We start from the raw sequence: 16,144 nt of genomic DNA, 5'->3' as shown, positions 1-16,144 counted from the left end.
GGACCCGATCGTCACCCCAGCGGTCCAGGAGGTCATCGTGAAGCAGATCGACATCGGGCGCGCCGCCCTCGTCCTCATCGAGTTCCAGCACGAGTGGGTGGCGCCGACCGGGAAGCTTCAGCAGCGGCTGATCCGCGACAAGGAGGCCTTCCGCTCGGCCGTCGCGGCCGCCGGGGAGCTGCTCGCGCACGCCCGCGAGCGCCGCTGGATCATCGCGCACGCAGGGCTCTCGTTCGCTCGCGACCCCGGCTACCTCCTGTTCGCGGGCGGCCGGGGCAAGCTCGGTCTCGGAGGCGCGATCCCGCACGCCGGAACCTGGGGCGATGAGGGCTCCCGGTTCGTCGAGCCCTTCGTCCCGCGGGAGGGCGAGTTCGTCGTGCAGGGACGATCCGGAGCGAGCGTGCTCAAGAACTCCACCCTCGACCCGTTCCTGCGCAACAACGACGTGAGGACGTTGCTGCTCTGCGGCTTCGCGACGCACGTGTGCGTCGAGTCGTCCCTGCGGGAGGCGCACGACCTCGGCTACGAGGCCTACGTCGTGAGCGACGCGTGCGCCGCGTTCGAGCGCTCCCAGCATGAGCACGTGCTCCAGCACGTGGTGCATCACTTCGGCGACCACGTGACGAGCGCCGAGCTCCGCGCCGTGTGAGCGCCGCCATGTTCTTCCTCAAGGAACTCCCCACACGCCAGGTCCTCGAGCGCTACCACGCGAGCTTCCCAGCCATGCAGGTCGACACCATCGACCGCGCCCTGCGCATGCTGCGGACGGCCAGCCTGCTGTTGCGGGAGCTCGAGGCCTACTTCGCCACCCACCGACTGTCGCAGGCGCGCTTCCTGGTCCTCGTCGTGCTCGATCGCGAGGAGGACCGGGACGGGCTGCGCATCAGCCAGGTGGCCGAGCGCATCGACGTCGCGCGCCCGGTGATGACCCGGACGCTCCAGTCGCTCTCGGCAGCGGGGCTGGTCCGGTTTCGCGAGGACGAGGCCGACGCGCGGAGTCGCCACGTCCTCCTGACCGCGAAGGGCCGGCGGCGTCTCCACGACATGCTGCCCGGCTACTACAGGACCATCGACGCGTTCATGAAGGTGCACGATGCGGCGGGGTGACCGTGTCCGGAGGCCGGGGCCGAACCACGGAAGTGATGCGCCGGTGCGGACGGCGAAGCTCACCGCGATCGACGCCGTCGGCGCCGGGATCCCCGGCGTCTCCCAGGCGACGCTTGTCGAGGGCGGGCGGCTGCTCTTCCTCTCGGGACACGTCCCCCTGCGTCCCGATGGCGAGATGGCGGGTCCATCGCTGGAGGATCAGCTCGAGCAGACCTTCCGGAACCTCGAGCGGACGCTGCACGCGGCGGGCGGTGACTTCTCCTGCGTCGCGCGCATCACCATCTACGTGCGCGATCTCTCCAGCCACGAGCTGCCGGTCATCCGTGCGGTGCGCGACCGCCACGTCGCCCCCGCGCGGCCGCCGGCGAGCGCGCTGCTCGGCGTCGCCGAGCTCTACCACCCGGACGTCAGGGTCGAGATCGACGCGATCGCGGCCGTGGGGTGACGGCGGGGAGCGCCGAATGGTGCCGAGGTCCCAGCGATGTCGGCTCAGTCGAGACCGAACGTCGCGCGTGGCCACCTGTTCGCCGCATGGGCCCGTCCTCAAGGCCGTTCGCTGGTTCGTGCGGGGGCCGCGCCTCCAGGCGCCTCCGGATGACGACCGAAGTACTCACGGAGAGCAGCGCGGCGATGCTGGGAAGGACAAACACCAGGCTGATCACCGCTCCGATCCGTGCGGCGAGCAGGCGCAAGACGGCGTGCCAGCGCCGGAAGGCATACCAGGCGCTGTCCGCGCTGCCGCTCTCCGAGTCGATTCGCACCCGCCGGGTCGAACTCGTCACCTTCCCATTCGTGGGCGAGGCACAATGGGTGATGTGTCGGCTTCAGGCAGCCGGGCTGCCCCCGCCGGACTGAGCCCACGGGCGATATGCGGCGCTGCTCGGCGCCGCGCTCACGGCGCCAAGCCACTGATTCAGCCAGTGCTCTGCTCGGGCACCGCAGTCCGAGTCGCTGATTCGGCTGCACTTTGCTCCGGCACCCTTGTCCGGACCCCGCGAACTCGCCGGAGTTGAAGGGCGGCGCGGATGCGGACCCGACGGTCCTCGGCACGAGGCCCGTCAGAACTCGCCCTGCGGGTTGCGGCCGTCAGACCGCGACGTAGAATGTCGGTGGGTCTGCTGCCGACCCATCGATGTGCTCCGAACCGCCTGGACCGGCGGAGCGGAGAAGCGGGTTCCCGCGAGGCGGCTGGATGTAGTGAGCATCTCACCCGACCACCCCGGCCGGTTGAGGTCCAGGCTCAACGCCGGAGAAGGTTCGGTCAGATGTCTCGCACGTCGCGCGCGCGGAAGCTCTCCGCGCTGACCAACATCAAACACCAGGAAGCATTTCAGCACCTCAGCCGGCTCAACCTCGGCCCCCGGGACGAGAAGGAGTACGTGAACTCGCTTGGCGGCGGCGGGGTCGTTCACCGCCAGACCTGCGCCTGCGCGCTCCAGTTCTTCACGCTGACCCGCAACGCCGCCCTGTGCCCGCGCTGCGCGAAGGCTGCCCCGAGCGTCGGCCCCGCCGAGGCGGCGCAGCAGATGAACCACCAGTTCCGGGAGATGATGGACAAGGCGAACCCCGCCCAGCGCCTCCAGGAGATGATGGACAGGGCGAACCCGGTCCGGCACCTCCAGGAGATGATGGACAGGGCGAACCCCACCCAGCGCCTCCAGGAGATGATGGATAGGGCGAACCCGACCCGGCACCTCCAGGAGATGATGGACAGGGCGAACCCGGTCCGGCACCTCCAGGAGATGATGGATAGGGCGAACCCGACCCGGCACCTCCAGGAGATGATGGACAGGGCGAACCCGGTCCGGCACCTCCAGGAGATGATGGACAAGGCGAACCCGGCCCGGCGCCTCCAGGAGATGATGGACAAGGCGAACCCGGCCCGGCGCCTCCAGGAGACGATGGACAGGGTGAACCCGGCCCGGCGCCTCCAGGAGACGATGGACAGGGTGAACCCGGCCCGGCGCCTTCTGAAGATGGAGATGCTGGAGAGGGCGCACTCCGCCCGAAGCGTTAACAACATCATGTCCGCTTCGGACCCGGCCCGGCGCCTCCGGGAGATGAAGGTGGCGGAGAAGGCGCACTCCGCCCGGAGCCTTCAGGAGTTGATGGACGCGGCGGACCCCGAGAAGTCGAAGTAGCGCCGGTACGTGGCCGGGTGCGCCGCTCCATGCGGCCCACCCGTGCCATGACGGCTTCTCACCCTCGACGGCGCGCGACCAGCGCCTGGAGGTCGGCGGGGTGGACCCGTACCGCCGACCCGATGCGGACCGCCGGAAGCTCGCTACGCTCGACCATCGCGTAGACGGTGGCGCGGCACACGCCGAGCCGGTCGGCCACCTCGCGCACGGTGAGGAGCTTCTCGGGCAGCACCACCCGGACACCGGCCTCGAACCCGCCCTCCGAGGCGTTTCCACCGGTCGGTAGGGTTTCCGTAGGGCGCGCACCCGAATCCGGAAAAGGCGAAGGCCGCAGAACCCCCGGTTTCCCGAGTGACTCTGCGGCCTTCAGATGGTCGGGGCGACTGGATTTGAACCAGCGACCACTTGCACCCCAAGCAAGTGCGCTACCAGGCTGCGCTACGCCCCGGGAACTGCGGGGACGGTCTAGGTAGCACCGCGAAACCCTTGGGTCAACCGGGATCCGGCGGGACGGACGGGCCCTGCCTCCCCCGGTGGCGGGCGGGGTGTCCGGGTCACTTCACCAGGGCGGACACCTGCTTGAACTCGGGCGTTCCGGCCTGGTGGAGGAGGTCGAAGAGCGCGGTCTCCGCCGTGGTGACGATCGCGCCGGCCTCGCGGCACAGCTCGAGGCCGACCCGGCGGTGCTCCTCGGTGCGGCTCGACACGGCGTCGGCGCAGACGTGCACCTCGTAGCCCATCTGCACGAGGTCGCGGGCCGTCTGGAACACGCAGACGTGCGTCTCCATCCCGGTGATCACGATCTGCCGGCGGCCGGTGGCCTCCAGCGCGGCGGCGAAGGCGGGGTCGGCGCCGCAGGAGAAGTGCACCTTCGCGAGCGCGGGGGAGGGGAGCAGCCGTGCGAGCTCGGGGACGGTCGCGCCGAGGCCCCTGGGATACTGCTCGGTCGCGAGCACGGGCACCCCGAGCACCTTCGCCCCCTCCACCAGCGCGGTCGCGTACTTCACCACCCGCGCCAGCGCCTCGGGCGGCATGGCGGGGGTGAGCCGCTCCTGCACGTCCACGAGCAGCACGGCGGCGGTGCGGCGGTCGAGCTTCACGGTTCGTGACATGGCGGCGGGCTCCTCGGGCGGGCGGGGCGGGCGGGGCTCGGCACGGCGAGACGACGACGCCCCGCGCACCATGCGGCACGCGGGGCGCGGGACCGGCGTCGCCGGCGGCGGCTACTTGCGGAACCGCGACAGCTCGGCGGTCAGCTCGCCGAGGGACGGGAACGTCTTGTCGGGGTGGATCGTCGCCAGCTTGGCGTAGTTCTGCTCCTCGGTCTCGGTCCGGTTCGGATCCGGGACGCAGCAGTCCACGGGGCACACCGCGGCGCAGGCCTCCTCGCCGTGGAACCCCACGCACTCGGTGCAGAGGTCGGGGTTGATGACGTAGATGTCGTCGCCCTGGCTGATGGCGCTGTTCGGGCACTCCGGCTCGCACGCGCCGCAGTTGATGCATTCCTCGGTGATGAAGGTGGCCATGGGACTCTCCTCGGCTTCCGCCGCTGGCGTGTTCGAAGACGCTCGATGCTACCGCCCGCGAGCGGATTCCGCCTAGGGCCAATCGCCTCGGCGTGCGTCCCTGGCGGGCGGGAACGAAAAGAGCAGCGCCCACGGGGCGCTGCTCCTCGTCAACACGCCTGTGCCGCGGGACCTTCCGCGGCGGCCGCGGCTACTTCACGCAGCAGTCGACCGGGCAGACGCCCGCGCACGCCGGCGAGTCGTGCTGGCCCTGGCACTCGGTGCACTTGGCCGCGTCGATGACGTAGATGTCGTCACCCTGGCTGATGGCGGTGTTCGGGCACTCGGGCTCGCACGCGCCGCAGTTGATGCACTCCTCGGTAATCTTCAGGGCCATGGTCTTTCTCTTCCTCTCACAAGCGCCCGGCGGGCGGGTGGACGGGGACGCTTATCCGATCCCGGGCGGGGTCGAGTCAAGTCCAGGCAGCGGAAATTCTTAGGGAAAAATCGGACCGTTCCGGTCGACTTGGTCCCGGGATCAGGACCGGTCCGGTCCGTGATCCCCGGCGGCGGCGCGCACGTGGCGGCGATCCTCCTCGACCTCCGCGGAGATGCGGGCCATCACCGACAGTGCAGCGCCGAGCAGCCCGGCGGCGCCGGTGGCGAGCAGGCCGAGCAGCCGGTCGCGCCGGGCGGCGGCCATGTCGAGCGCGAGGGTCCTCCGCCGGTCGAGGGCGATCCGCTGCCGCTCGGCGTGCTCGCCCTGGAGCGTCTGGACGAACGCCCGCCCGGCGTCGCGCGCCTCGGCGTCGGCGGCCTGGAGCGCGCGCTCCAGCGCCGCCATCCGCCAGGTCGCGTGCAGGGCGACGCCGAGGCCGGCCAGGGCCACCGGGACGCAGAGCAGAAGGATCTTGATCCTGGACATTGTCGGCTTGACTGCCCTGCGCGAGCCGCAGGATACCGGGCGCCGGAACCCCCGGCAAACGGACCTCAGCTTACACATGGCCAAGCCCTACGACCCGAAGGACTTCTACTACCGCAAGGCGAAGAAGCAGGGCCTCCGCGCCCGCTCGGCCTTCAAGATCGAGGAGATCCTCCACCGGCACCGCCTGCTCGGGCGGGGCGACGCGGTGCTCGACCTGGGCGCGGCGCCGGGCGGGTTCCTCCAGATCCTGGCCGAGGCGGTGGGCGAGAAGGGCGTCGCGGTCGGCGTGGACCTCGAGCCCATCCGCAACCTGGGCAAGCGCTGGGTGCGGACCGCGATCGTGGACCTGCTCGCGCCGGACGCGCTCGACAGGATTCGCCTGCTGCACGAGGGCCGCTTCCGCCTGGTCACGAGCGACATGGCGCCGAAGACCATCGGCATCAAGGTGACCGACGAGGCGCGCTCGCTCGAGCTGGTGCGGATGGCGCTGTCGGTCGCGGAGCAGGTGCTCGTGCCGGGCGGCGCGTTCGTCGCGAAGGTGTTCATGGGCGGCGACTTCCCGGCGCTGAAGCGCGAGCTGCAGGGGCGCTTCGGGGCGCTGCACGTGATCCGGCCGGAGGCGGTGCGCGAGTCGAGCTACGAGGTCTACGTGCTCGGCACGGGCTTCCGCGGCCGCGCCGCGGCGGTCGAGCCGGCCGCGGCGCCGGAGCAGCCGGCCGCGCCGGAGAGGCCGGCCGTGGCGGCGAAGGCCGCATCGGGGAAGAAGCCGGCCGCCGCCGCGAAGAGCGCCGCCGCGAGGAAGCCTGCGAAGAAGCCCGCCGCGCGGAAGCCGGCGGCGAGGAAGCCGGCCAGGCGGGCGTGAGCGGCGCGCGGTTCGGCGTCCAAATCTCGGCCGGGATCCGCTAGTCTGCCCGGCGCCATGCAGAACCTCCTCGAAGCCCTCGTCCCGCGCAGCCTCGTCCACGACCAGACCCCCGGCCTCCAGGCCCGCCTCGCCCAGGGCCCCATCACCGGCTACGTCGGCTTCGATCCCACCGCCGACTCGCTGCACGTGGGTCACCTGCTCGCGGTCATGTCGCTCGCGTGGCTCCAGCGCTGCGGCGGCACGCCCATCATCGTGGTGGGCGGCGGCACGGGCATGGTCGGGGACCCGAGCGGCAAGCGCTCGGAGCGCCCGGTGCTCTCGGTGGAGGAGATCGACCGGAACGTGGCCGCGATCCGCGCGCAGCTCGAGCGCTTCGTGTCGTTCGAGGGCCAGAACGCGGCGCGGGTGCGCAACAACGCCGACTGGCTCCGCTCCATCGGCCTGATGGAGTTCCTCCGCGACGTCGGCAAGCACTTCACCGTGAACTACATGCTGGCGAAGGACTCGGTGAAGGGCCGGATGGAGAGCGGCATCTCGTTCACCGAGTTCTCGTACCAGCTCATCCAGGCCTACGACTTCTGGCACCTGTTCCACGCCGAGCAGTGCGAGCTGCAGATGGGCGGCAGCGACCAGTGGGGCAACATCACCGCCGGCGCCGAGCTGGTCTCGCGCAAGGACGCGGCGAGCGTCCACGGGCTCACCTTCCCGCTGCTCACCACCGCCTCGGGCACCAAGTTCGGCAAGACCGAGGGCGGCGCGGTGTGGCTCGACCCGGCCCGGACCTCGCCCTACAAGTTCTTCCAGTTTTGGCTCAACACCGACGACCGCGACGTGGAGCGGCTGCTGAAGTTCTTCACGTTCCTCTCGCTGGACGAGATCGCCGCGCTGCTCGCCGAGCAGGCGCGCGACCCGGGCAAGCGCCCGGCGCAGCGCCGGCTCGCCGAGGACGTCACCTCCCGCGTGCACGGGCCGGACACCACCCGCAGCGTCATCGAGGCGAGCCGGATCCTGTTCGGCGGCACCGACCTGCGCGCCGCCGGCGCGGAGGTGCTCGACGTGCTGGCGGGGGAGATCCCGTCCGCCACGGTGACGGGCGACGAGCTCGCCGCGCTCACCGCCGCCGACCTCCTCGTGAAGGTCGGCCTGGCCGCGTCGAAGGGCGAGGTCCGCCGCGGCGTCGCGCAGCGCGGGTTCTCGCTGAACGGCGCGGTGCTCGAGTCCGGCGACGCGAAGGTGGCGCCCGGCGAGCTGCTCGCCGGCGGCTACGCGCTCCTGCAGAAGGGGAAGCGGAACTACGCGCTCGTGAAGGTGGGCTAGCGGGCGCGCCGCCGCGTCCGGCCGGAGCTCACTCCTCGAGCTTCTCCTGCACCCGCGCGATCGACCGCGCCTTGCCGGTCGCGTCGTCGAGGTCCACGATCGCGCCCTGCAGGTAGACCTCGCGGCGCGCCGGCTCGAAGCCGACGGGGCGCTGCGTGAGGAAGCGCTCCAGCACCAGCTCCTTCCGCACGCCGATGACGGAGTCCCACGGCCCGCACATGCCGACGTCGGTGACGAAGGCGGTGCCGCCGGGGAGCACGCGCGCGTCGGCGGTCTGCACGTGCGTGTGCGTGCCGAGCACCGCCGAGACCTTGCCGTCGAGGAACCAGCCCATGGCGTTCTTCTCGCTGGTCGCCTCGCAGTGCATGTCCACCAGGATGCAGGTGACGCCCTCGGCCCGGAGCGCCTCGACCTCGGCGAGCGCCGTGCGGAACGGGTCGTCGAGCGTCTTCATGAACACGCGGCCCTCGACGTTCACCACGCCGAGGCGCCGGCCGTCCGGCGTGGAGGCGATGCCACGCCCGCGGCCGGGCGAGCCGGGCGGGTAGTTGGCGGGGCGCAGGAGCCGCGAGCCGGGCGCGTCGAGGTAGGGGACGATCTCGCGCTTCGACCAGATGTGGTTGCCGCTGGTGAGCAGGTTCACCTCGGCCGCGAGCAGCTCGTCGGCGGAGTCCGGGGTCACCCCGACGCCGCCGGCCGAGTTCTCGGCGTTCGCCACCACGAGGTCGATCGCCTCGCGCACGATGAGGCGGGGGACGATCCGCTGGATCGCCTGGCGGCCGGGCTTGCCGAACACGTCTCCGAGGAAGAGGACTTTCAAGGTCGGGGATCCCTCGCGCGCGGAGCGCGCCCAGTCAACCGCTTTCTCGCTCGAACCGGAGCGTCCGCGCCTCGGTCACGAGCGCGTCGAGCACCGCGTCGTGCGGCTCGCGCGGGAGCGCGTCCACCACCTGCACCTCGAAGGCGACCCCCACGCGCGCGGCGCGCGGCATGGCCGCCAGCGTCGCGTCGTAGTAGCCGCCCCCGCGCCCGAGCCGCAGCCCGTCGAGCGAGAACGCCACCCCGGGCAGCACCACGCAGTCCACCTCGCCGGGCTCGACGAGCGGCGCGTCGTCCGGGGGCTCGAGCGCGCCGAGCGGGCCGCGCACCAGGTCGAGCGGCGTGCAGCGCGCGAAGGCGAGGCGGCGATCGCCGGCGCGGACCTTCGGGAACACCGCGCAGCCGCCGCCGGGCCGCACGTGCTCCGCGAGCGCGAGCACGTCCACCTCGCCGCCGAGCGGCGCGTACAGCGCGAGCGTGCGGGCGCCCGCGACGAGGTCGAGCGCCTCGAGCCGGGCCACGATGCGGCGGGATCCCTCGGCGCGCGTGTCCTGGTCGATGCGGGCCCGCGCGCCGACGAGCGACCTGCGCAGCGCGCGCTTGCGGTCGGAGGGGATGGCGGGATCGCTCACCGCGCCGGTTCTCCCCTCGGCCTGGACAAAAAAAGCCCCCCGCGTGGGCCGTGTGGCCCGGTTGTTTGAACCTGTATTTCTACAGGTGGGGCACCCGGTGCACCAGCGCCCGTAGGCTTCTCCCTCGCTTCAGGGAGCTTGCTCATGGACGTGGGCGGGCACTCCGCTTTGGACAAAGTCGGCCCAAACGACTCGAGGCCAATCACGAACCCGGCAGGGGGTACAGCTCAAGCGCGCGGTCAAAGAGCTAACCCCGCGTAACTCCGCGGTGTTTTACGTGATGATCCTAGGCGCGGAGGGCGAGGCTGTCAAGCCGTGTGGAGGGCCAGGCGGGGGCGCCGCCCGGCGGCAGAAAGGCCTGATCTCGGGCCCGTCCGCCGGGCCGCCGGCCTGCGCGCGCATTCGCCACGGGGCGACCCCGTTCACATGCCGTGCGTACGTCCCGCGGCCCGCCTCCCGGCCCGGGTCCCGTGCGCGCGGGCGCCCCCGCCGCGGCCGGCGTGCTGTAGAACAGCGGCCCGATGGCGACCGCGCTCGAACGCTTCCGCATCCAGGGGCTCATCGGCCGCGGCGGCATGGCCGAGGTCTTCCGGGCGGTCGCGCTCGAGGGCCCGCTCGCGGGCCAGACCGTGGCGCTGAAGCGGCTCCGGCCCGACCTCGCCCGCGACCCCGGCTTCGTGGCCCTGTTCGAGCAGGAGGCGGCCGTCACGCGGCGCCTGCGGCACCCCGGCATCGTCGAGGTGCTCGAGACGGGCGTGGCCTCGGGCGCGCCGTTCATCGTGATGGAGTACGTGGACGGGCGGAACCTGAAGGAGATCCTGGCCCGCTGCGCGGAGCGCGGGATCCTGCTCCCGGTGGACTTCGCCGCGTACGCGGCGCAGGTGCTGGCGGAGGCGCTCGCGCACGCGCACGCCGGGGTGGACGCGGCCGGGGCGCCGCTCGGCATCGTGCACTGCGACGTCTCGCCGTCGAACGTGTTCGTCTCCCGGCTCGGCGAGATCAAGCTGGGCGACTTCGGCGTGGCGCTCACGCCCGGCGCGGCGGGCGCGCCGGGCCCGGGCGCGCTCGGCAAGGTGCAGTACCTCTCGCCCGAGCAGCTGCGCGGCGAGCGCCCCACGCCGGCGTCCGACCTGTTCGCGCTGGGCGCGGTGCTGTTCGAGCTGCTCACCGACCGCCCCGCGTTCCCGGGGCGCGACGTGAACGAGGTGGGCCGGCGCGTGCTGGCGGGCGAGGCGCGCGCGCCGTCGTCGCTGCGGCGCGAGATCCCGCCGGCGCTCGACGCGCTCGTGCTCCGCTGCCTCTCCCGCGACCCGGCGCGGCGGCCGGCCAGCGCGGCCGCGGCGGCGGCGGAGATCGCGGCCCTGTACGACCCGGCGGTGGGCACGCCGCTCGCGATCGCGGCGGTGGTGCGGGGGCTGTTCGGGGCGGCGTAGCGTCCGCTACGCGGGGCCGGCGATGGCGCCGCGCACCCGCGCGGCGAGCGGCGGCACGATCCGGAGCGCCGCGTCCACGTCGTCGGCGGTGGTGGTCCAGCCGAGCGAGAGGCGCAGCGTCGCGCGCGCGTCCGCGTCGGAGAGGCCGAGCGCGAGCAGCACGCCGGAGGGCCGGGTCGAGCCGGAGTGGCACGCGGAGCCGGCGCTCGCGCACACGCCCTCGAGGTCCATGGCCATGAGCAGCGCCTCGGCGTCGCAGCCCTCGAGCGTGATGGAGAGCGTGCCGGGCAGGCGCGGGGCGCCGGCGCCGTTCACCCGCGCGCGCGGCACCGCGGCGAGGAGCCCGGCCTCGAGCCGGTCGCGGAGCGCCGCCAGGCGCGGGCCCTCCTCGGCCACCGCGGCGACGGCCGCCTCCAGCGCGGCGGCCAGGCCGGCGATGCCGGGCAGGTTCTCGGTGCCGGCGCGGCGGCCGCGCTCCTGCTCGCCGCCCAGCACCGGCGCGAGCGGCAGCCCGGGCGCGACCCACAGCACGCCGGCCCCGCGCGGCCCGCCGAACTTCTGCCCGGTGAGCGCCACCAGGTCCGCGCCGAGCGCGCGCACGTCGAGCGGGATCTTCCCGGCCGCCTGCACCGCGTCGCAGAAGAACGGGGCGCCCGCGTCGCGCGCCGCGGCGGCGAGCGCCGGCACGGGCAGCACCACGCCGGTCTCGTTGTTCGCGCGCATGGCGCAGGCGAGCGCCACGTCCGGCCCGAGCGCGGCCCGGAACGCCTCCGGGTCCACCTGGCCGCGGCGGTCCACCGGGACGACCGTGAGCGGCGTGCCGGCCCGCTCGAGCGCGCGCGCGAGCGAGAGGACGCAGGGGTGCTCCACCGCCGTGACCACCAGCCGCCGGCGCCCGGCGGGCGCGGCCCCGAGCACGCCCCGGATCGCGAGCGCGGCCGCCTCGGTGGCGCCGGAGGTGAACACGATCTCGGCGGGCGCCGCGCCCACCGCGCGGGCCACCCGCTCCCGGGCGCCGTCGAGCAGGTCGCGCGCGGCGCGCCCGGCCGCGTGGACCGAGCTGGGGTTGCCGAACACCTCCAGCGCGTCGCGCACCGCGGCCCGGGCCTCGGGCCGCATGGGGGTGATGGCGTTGTGGTCGAGGTAGATCACCGGCGCGCTCCGGCCGGCCCGGCAGGGCAGGGCTAGACGAGCTTCTTCGGCTTGCGCGCGCGCACGCCGAACGCGTCGAGGAAGTCCTTCACGACCTCCTCGCGCAGCTTGCGGTTCGCCGCGGCGCCGAGGCCCTTCACCGGCAGGCGCGCGCCGGCCATGGTGCCGTGGCCGCCCGCGGAGCCGCCGCGGGCCTCGATGACCTCGCGGATGAGCCGCCCGGCGTTCATGCGCCGGTCGGTGGTGCGCACCGAGAAGAACAGGGCGTCCTCGTACTGCGCGAACGCGAGCGACCACTTCATGTCCTCGAGGTACATGAAGCGCTCGGCGATCTCCGCGACCATGTCCGGCGTGTAGATGGTGCCGAGATCGCAGATCACCACCTCGCCGTAGACCTGCGCCCGCTCGATGGCGGTGTGGTAGAGGCGGAAGTAGTCCTCGGGCAGCAGCGGGTGCTCGATGGCGCCCAGCGCGTCCTTGTCCGTCATCGGGAACAGCCACAGGTACGCGTCCACGTCGGTGGGCGTGGTCTGCCGGCCCAGGTCGCGGGTGTCCGCCTTGATCCCGTAGAACAGCGCGGTGGCGAGGCCGGCGGGCACCTTCAGGCCGCTCGCGCGGAAGTACTCCGCGAGCACGGTGGAGGTGGCGCCGATGGGGCCGCCCACGTCGGCGATGGGCGCGAGGTGCGAGTCGGGCCGCTCGGGGTGGTGGTCGATGACCACGTCGGGGAAGTGGCGGGCCGGGAGCGAGTGGTTCCCCTGCTCCGGCTGCGTGTCGACCATGCAGATGAGGTCGTAGTCGTCGAAGACCACGCGGGCGATGGGGACCACCGGCAGCTTCAGGACCTTGATGAGCGCGCGGTTCTCGGCGCGCCCCACGATGCCGCCGTAGGCGACGATGGCCTCCACCCCGGCGAGCTTCTCGAGCAGGTAGGCGAGCGCGACGCCCGCGGCGATGGAGTCGGGATCCGGGTTGTCGTGCGTGAGGATGAGCGCGCGCTCGTGCGAGCGGGCGTACTGGATGAGGCGATCGAGCTTGGCGCGGGGCGACTCGCCACCGCGAGGGTAGAGCGTCATCCGGGCGGCGCGGACCTCCGGGCGGGTCCGCGGTTTCTGCGGCTCGTCGGGCGGCTGGCGCATGGGGAGGTGGACCTTCATCGGCGTACGAGGCCGCGGAGGACCTCGATGTTCTCCTTGAATCGCGACTCGGTCTCCACGAACCCCGGGATCTCCGCGAAGCGGGGGTCGTTCACCAGGTGGCGGAAGGGGCCCAGCCCCATGGCGCCCTGCCCGATGTGCTCGTGCCGGTCCACCCGGCACCCGAGCGGCTTCTTCGAGTCGTTGAGGTGGAACGCGCGCACGTTCGAGAGGCCGACCACGCGGTCGAGCTCGTCGAAGGTGCGGTGGTATCCCTCCTCGGTGGTGAGGTCGTAGCCCGCGGCGAACAGGTGGCAGGTGTCCACGCAGACGCCGGTGCGGCGGCGGGCCGCGCCGGGGATCGCCTGGCGGATGGCCGCGATCTCCTCGAACCGCCACCCCAGGCTGGACCCCTGGCCGGCGGTGGTCTCGACGAGGAGCTTCGCCTTGCCGGGGACCTTCTCGAGGGCGCGCTGCATCCCCTCCGCGACCAGCCGGAGGCCCTCGGCCGCGTCCTCGTTGCTGCCGGGGTGGAAGATGAGCCCGGCGATGCCGAGCCGCTCGCACCGGTCCAGCTCGTCGGCGAGCGCGTCCCAGCTCTTCTTCCGCAGGTCGCGGTCGGCGGCGGCGCTGTTGATGAGGTAGGAGGAGTGGGCCGCGACCGGCTTGCGGGTGCGGCGGGCCTCGCCCTGGAAGCGCTTCACCTCATCGGGCTCGAGCGGCTTCGCCGCCCAGCCCCGCGCGTTGCGGGTGAAGATCTGCAGGCAGTCGGCGCCGTCGGCCTCGGCGCGCGCGAACGCGGTCGAGACCCCACCGGCGATGCCTTCATGTGCTCCCAGGAGCATAGGGGGGCGTAGCTATACAATAGCCGGCCCCCGCCCCGCCATGCTCGGACGGCCGGGGGCGGGGGGAGCCCCAAAATCCAGTGCTGTCGGCAGGTTGCACGCCGACCGTGCGCCCGGAGCCCCCCGCTCGCCGGGCGCCGGCGCACAGGGGAGGCCCATGTGCGCCACCCAACCGGGGCATACGCCCTGCCGCGAGCGGTCGCCTAGCGGGCGGCCTTCCGGGCCCGCGGCGCCTCGGCGAAGTACTTCTCGGCCTGCGACAGGGCGTTGTCGAGCGCCTCCATCGTCAGGTCGCGCAGGATGGTGTCGGGCAGGCGCAGCGACTCGTAGTACCGCTGGCGGTCGGTCGCGTGGACGATGACCGGCAGCTCGTACCCGGCGTGCAGCAGGACGAGGTTCGCGAGCAGGCGCGCCACGCGGCCGGAGTTCTCGGTGAACGGGAACACCTGCATGAAGCCGTGGTGCAGCTTGCAGGCCTGCTGGATCGGGTGCGCGTTGCGGAAGTCGGCGCCCTCGGTGGCCTCGAGCAGCTTCTGCAGGGCGGGCTGGATCTTCGCCGGCTGCGCGATGTCGTGGAAGTACGCGCGGTGGAGCGGCATGTCCTTGCGGTACTCGGCGACGCTCCGGCCCTCGATCCCGTGGCCGAGCGTCTCGTACAGCTTCTTCACCGTGGTGAGGTTGAGCTTCGGCTTCTTGGCCGCCGCCTCCTCGCGCACCAGGTCGAGCGCCACCTTGTGGTTGCGGATCTCCTGGAGCGCGCTCACGAACGTCACGTCGGCGAGCGGCGCGTTCGCGAGCGCGGTGGCGAGCTCCTGGCTCGAGTACACGACGCCCTCGAGCGCGTTCTCGTGGTAGAGCCACGACAGCTCGTACCGCGCGAGGAAGTCCTGGACGATCTCCGGATCGCCGCGGAGGCGGTCAGCGAGATCCTCCATGCGATCGTCGATGTCGACGTATCGGGTCCGCATCTTGGGTGCTCCTCTGCGCGAGGGGGATCGGCCCGGGGCGGTCAGCGCACGGAGCCGGTCGAACCCTTCGGCATCTCAGGCGATTTCCTTGGTGGGCCCCACGGAAAGTCCGGGGAATCTAGCCGAATCGTTCGCGAAAGGTCAACGGAATTGCCCTTCGGCGGATGGAACCGGCCGGGGGGGAGGTTTGTTCCGTCCCCCGAGCGCGCGAGGGCCGTCCTCCGGGGGCAACCGCCCGGAAAACGGCCCTCCTGTCGGCAGGATGTGTGATGGCTCGCCGGCGGGAGCCCTGTTGGGGCCCGGCGAAGCGGCGCAGGTCCCTAGTAGGGCGTGAGCCACTCGCGGTGCTTCGGGTCCGCGCCGCCGACCGCCTTGAAGAACGCCTCCGAGATGCGCTTCGTCACCGGCCCGGGCTCGCCCTTGCCGATGCGCCGGTTGTCGAGCTCGCGGACCGGGGTGACCTCGGCGGCGGTGCCGGTGAGGAACAGCTCGTCGGCGAGGTAGGCGGTGTCGCGGGTGAACTTCTCCTCCTTCACCGGGATGCCCAGGTCGGCCGCGAGGCGGAGGACCGCGTTGCGGGTGATGCCGTCCAGCACCGGCGAGGAGAGCGGCGGCGTCTGCAGCACCCCGTTCTTCACGATGAAGACGTTCTCGCCCGAGCCCTCGGCCACGTACCCGTCGGCGTCGAGCAGGATGGCCTCGTCGTAGCCGGCGAGCGCCGCCTCGCGGGTGGCGAGGAACGAGTTCACGTACTGGCCGGACACCTTGGCGCGCACCATCTGGCCGCCGATGTGGAGGCGGGCGATGGACGAGACCTTGGCGCGGATGCCCTTCGCCATGCCCTCCTCGGAGAGGTAGGCGCCCCAGGGCCAGGCCGCGACGAGCACCTGCACCGGGTTCGGCGCGCCGACGCCCATGGAGCCGGCGCCGAAGAACGCGAGCGGGCGGATGTAGCCGGCCTTCAGGCCGTTCGCCTTCAGCACCTCGACGCAGGCGCGCTCGACGTCGGCGGGCGAGAACGGGAGCTCCATGAGCATGATGCGCGCCGAGTCGAACAGGCGCTGGATGTGCTCGCGCAGGCGGAACACGCCGAGCCCCCGCCGGCCTGCTCGTAGGCGCGGATCCCCTCGAACACGCCGATGCCGTAGTGGAGCGCGTGGGTGAGGACGTGGACCTTCGCGTCCTCGAAGGCGACGAGCTTTCCGTCGAGCCAGATCCTGTCCGCCTTGATCATCGTGGCCCTTCCGAGGTTGGTGGGAGTGGGTCGACGAAGATGCCCCAACGGGCCGCGGGATTCAA

19 protein-coding genes, 1 tRNA gene, 1 other RNA gene and 1 pseudogene are annotated in these 16,144 nt (G+C 72.5%); 8 read left to right on the top strand and 14 right to left on the bottom strand.

The features are described from left to right. Positions 1-37: 37 nt before the first annotated feature. From ACOQFB_RS15730 to ACOQFB_RS15710, 5 genes are all read left to right on the top strand, one after another. The gene (locus tag ACOQFB_RS15730; protein ID WP_421609360.1) at positions 38-649 is read left to right on the top strand and encodes a cysteine hydrolase family protein; all 612 of its coding nucleotides are present in this window, start codon (positions 38-40) and stop codon (positions 647-649) included. Positions 650-657: 8 nt separating this feature from the next. Beyond that, a complete protein-coding gene (locus tag ACOQFB_RS15725) occupies positions 658-1,107 on the top strand; it encodes a MarR family winged helix-turn-helix transcriptional regulator (RefSeq protein WP_421609359.1) in 450 nt (149 codons plus the stop codon). Positions 1,108-1,150: 43 nt separating this feature from the next. Further along, positions 1,151-1,552, top strand: a complete 402-nt coding sequence (locus ACOQFB_RS15720; RefSeq protein WP_421609358.1) for a RidA family protein — start codon at positions 1,151-1,153, stop codon at positions 1,550-1,552. Between the two features lie 149 nt (positions 1,553-1,701). Beyond that, positions 1,702-1,962 carry a hypothetical protein gene (locus ACOQFB_RS15715; protein WP_421609357.1) on the top strand — a complete coding sequence of 87 codons (261 nt, stop codon included), beginning with the start codon at positions 1,702-1,704 and terminating at the stop codon, positions 1,960-1,962. A 410-nt stretch (positions 1,963-2,372) separates the two neighbouring features. Continuing rightward, on the top strand, positions 2,373-3,248 hold the full coding sequence (locus tag ACOQFB_RS15710; protein WP_421609356.1) for a hypothetical protein: 876 nt from the start codon (positions 2,373-2,375) through the stop codon (positions 3,246-3,248). Between the two features lie 58 nt (positions 3,249-3,306). On the opposite strand, the gene ACOQFB_RS15705 is transcribed toward ACOQFB_RS15710, so the two are convergent. The 6 genes from ACOQFB_RS15705 to ACOQFB_RS15680 form a co-directional block, all read right to left on the bottom strand. Further along, entirely contained in the window at positions 3,307-3,483 is a 177-nt protein-coding gene (locus ACOQFB_RS15705) for a helix-turn-helix domain-containing protein (RefSeq protein ID WP_421609355.1), read from the bottom strand. A gap of 136 nt (positions 3,484-3,619) precedes the next feature. Further along, positions 3,620-3,696: transfer RNA gene (locus ACOQFB_RS15700), tRNA-Pro, on the bottom strand. A gap of 106 nt (positions 3,697-3,802) precedes the next feature. Next, the gene (locus ACOQFB_RS15695; RefSeq protein ID WP_421609354.1) at positions 3,803-4,360 is read right to left on the bottom strand and encodes a hydrolase; all 558 of its coding nucleotides are present in this window, start codon (positions 4,358-4,360) and stop codon (positions 3,803-3,805) included. Between the two features lie 111 nt (positions 4,361-4,471). Then, on the bottom strand, positions 4,472-4,774 hold the full coding sequence (locus ACOQFB_RS15690) for a YfhL family 4Fe-4S dicluster ferredoxin (RefSeq protein ID WP_011420099.1): 303 nt from the start codon (positions 4,772-4,774) through the stop codon (positions 4,472-4,474). Positions 4,775-4,964: 190 nt separating this feature from the next. Further along, positions 4,965-5,150 carry a YfhL family 4Fe-4S dicluster ferredoxin gene (locus tag ACOQFB_RS15685; protein WP_012525156.1) on the bottom strand — a complete coding sequence of 62 codons (186 nt, stop codon included), beginning with the start codon at positions 5,148-5,150 and terminating at the stop codon, positions 4,965-4,967. Between the two features lie 141 nt (positions 5,151-5,291). Further along, positions 5,292-5,678, bottom strand: a complete 387-nt coding sequence (locus ACOQFB_RS15680) for a hypothetical protein (RefSeq protein WP_059435995.1) — start codon at positions 5,676-5,678, stop codon at positions 5,292-5,294. Between the two features lie 76 nt (positions 5,679-5,754). Here ACOQFB_RS15680 and ACOQFB_RS15675 point away from each other — a divergent pair, with 76 nt between their 5' ends. Beyond that, positions 5,755-6,540, top strand: coding sequence for an SAM-dependent methyltransferase (locus tag ACOQFB_RS15675; RefSeq protein WP_421609353.1), 786 nt, complete (start codon positions 5,755-5,757; stop codon positions 6,538-6,540). Positions 6,541-6,597: 57 nt separating this feature from the next. Next, on the top strand, positions 6,598-7,860 hold the full coding sequence (gene tyrS / locus ACOQFB_RS15670; RefSeq protein ID WP_059435997.1) for a tyrosine--tRNA ligase: 1,263 nt from the start codon (positions 6,598-6,600) through the stop codon (positions 7,858-7,860). Between the two features lie 28 nt (positions 7,861-7,888). Here the strand turns inward: tyrS and ACOQFB_RS15665 are convergent, their stop codons facing one another. The 3 genes from ACOQFB_RS15665 to ssrS form a co-directional block, all read right to left on the bottom strand. Then, positions 7,889-8,680, bottom strand: a complete 792-nt coding sequence (locus tag ACOQFB_RS15665) for a TIGR00282 family metallophosphoesterase (protein ID WP_059435998.1) — start codon at positions 8,678-8,680, stop codon at positions 7,889-7,891. 34 nt (positions 8,681-8,714) lie between these two features. Beyond that, the gene (locus ACOQFB_RS15660) at positions 8,715-9,311 is read right to left on the bottom strand and encodes a 5-formyltetrahydrofolate cyclo-ligase (protein ID WP_421609352.1); all 597 of its coding nucleotides are present in this window, start codon (positions 9,309-9,311) and stop codon (positions 8,715-8,717) included. Between the two features lie 32 nt (positions 9,312-9,343). Further along, positions 9,344-9,534, bottom strand: a non-coding RNA gene (gene ssrS / locus ACOQFB_RS15655) — 6S RNA. Between the two features lie 298 nt (positions 9,535-9,832). On the opposite strand from ssrS, the gene ACOQFB_RS15650 reads away from it, so the two are divergent. After that, positions 9,833-10,744, top strand: coding sequence for a serine/threonine-protein kinase (locus ACOQFB_RS15650; RefSeq protein WP_421609351.1), 912 nt, complete (start codon positions 9,833-9,835; stop codon positions 10,742-10,744). 6 nt (positions 10,745-10,750) lie between these two features. On the opposite strand, the gene ACOQFB_RS15645 is transcribed toward ACOQFB_RS15650, so the two are convergent. From ACOQFB_RS15645 to ACOQFB_RS15625, 5 genes and pseudogenes are all read right to left on the bottom strand, one after another. Further along, positions 10,751-11,896, bottom strand: coding sequence for a cysteine desulfurase family protein (locus ACOQFB_RS15645; protein WP_059436001.1), 1,146 nt, complete (start codon positions 11,894-11,896; stop codon positions 10,751-10,753). Between the two features lie 32 nt (positions 11,897-11,928). Continuing rightward, on the bottom strand, positions 11,929-13,053 hold the full coding sequence (locus tag ACOQFB_RS15640) for a DHH family phosphoesterase (RefSeq protein WP_059436002.1): 1,125 nt from the start codon (positions 13,051-13,053) through the stop codon (positions 11,929-11,931). Beyond that, the gene (locus tag ACOQFB_RS15635; RefSeq protein WP_059436003.1) at positions 13,050-13,877 is read right to left on the bottom strand and encodes a deoxyribonuclease IV; all 828 of its coding nucleotides are present in this window, start codon (positions 13,875-13,877) and stop codon (positions 13,050-13,052) included. The genes ACOQFB_RS15640 and ACOQFB_RS15635 overlap by 4 nt, the downstream gene beginning before the upstream one ends. Before the next feature lie 203 nt (positions 13,878-14,080). After that, entirely contained in the window at positions 14,081-14,812 is a 732-nt protein-coding gene (locus ACOQFB_RS15630; RefSeq protein WP_237757789.1) for a Fic family protein, read from the bottom strand. A gap of 353 nt (positions 14,813-15,165) precedes the next feature. Beyond that, positions 15,166-16,079 (bottom strand): annotated as a pseudogene (locus tag ACOQFB_RS15625) (branched-chain amino acid transaminase). Positions 16,080-16,144: the final 65 nt, after the last annotated feature.

The organism is Anaeromyxobacter sp. Red801, assembly GCF_049201065.2.
Classification (GTDB): domain Bacteria; phylum Myxococcota; class Myxococcia; order Myxococcales; family Anaeromyxobacteraceae; genus Anaeromyxobacter.
The sequence above is the reverse complement of the archived record's forward strand: the minus strand, read 5'-3'. Positions and strand labels throughout refer to the sequence as shown.

Excerpts from the sequence above, each read along its gene's own strand:
- ACOQFB_RS15635 (WP_059436003.1), bottom strand. The coding sequence starts at position 13,877 with ATGCTCCTGGGAGCACATGAAGGCATCGCCGGTGGGGTCTCGACCGCG.
- ACOQFB_RS15695 (WP_421609354.1), bottom strand. The coding sequence starts at position 4,360 with ATGTCACGAACCGTGAAGCTCGACCGCCGCACCGCCGCCGTGCTGCTC.
- ACOQFB_RS15680 (WP_059435995.1), bottom strand. The coding sequence starts at position 5,678 with ATGTCCAGGATCAAGATCCTTCTGCTCTGCGTCCCGGTGGCCCTGGCC.
- ACOQFB_RS15715 (WP_421609357.1), top strand. The coding sequence starts at position 1,702 with ATGACGACCGAAGTACTCACGGAGAGCAGCGCGGCGATGCTGGGAAGG.
- ACOQFB_RS15640 (WP_059436002.1), bottom strand. The coding sequence starts at position 13,053 with ATGAAGGTCCACCTCCCCATGCGCCAGCCGCCCGACGAGCCGCAGAAA.
- tyrS (WP_059435997.1), top strand. The coding sequence starts at position 6,598 with ATGCAGAACCTCCTCGAAGCCCTCGTCCCGCGCAGCCTCGTCCACGAC.
- ACOQFB_RS15710 (WP_421609356.1), top strand. The coding sequence starts at position 2,373 with ATGTCTCGCACGTCGCGCGCGCGGAAGCTCTCCGCGCTGACCAACATC.
- ACOQFB_RS15675 (WP_421609353.1), top strand. The coding sequence starts at position 5,755 with ATGGCCAAGCCCTACGACCCGAAGGACTTCTACTACCGCAAGGCGAAG.
- ACOQFB_RS15650 (WP_421609351.1), top strand. The coding sequence starts at position 9,833 with ATGGCGACCGCGCTCGAACGCTTCCGCATCCAGGGGCTCATCGGCCGC.
- ACOQFB_RS15690 (WP_011420099.1), bottom strand. The coding sequence starts at position 4,774 with ATGGCCACCTTCATCACCGAGGAATGCATCAACTGCGGCGCGTGCGAG.
- ACOQFB_RS15725 (WP_421609359.1), top strand. The coding sequence starts at position 658 with ATGTTCTTCCTCAAGGAACTCCCCACACGCCAGGTCCTCGAGCGCTAC.
- ACOQFB_RS15630 (WP_237757789.1), bottom strand. The coding sequence starts at position 14,812 with ATGGAGGATCTCGCTGACCGCCTCCGCGGCGATCCGGAGATCGTCCAG.
- ACOQFB_RS15685 (WP_012525156.1), bottom strand. The coding sequence starts at position 5,150 with ATGGCCCTGAAGATTACCGAGGAGTGCATCAACTGCGGCGCGTGCGAG.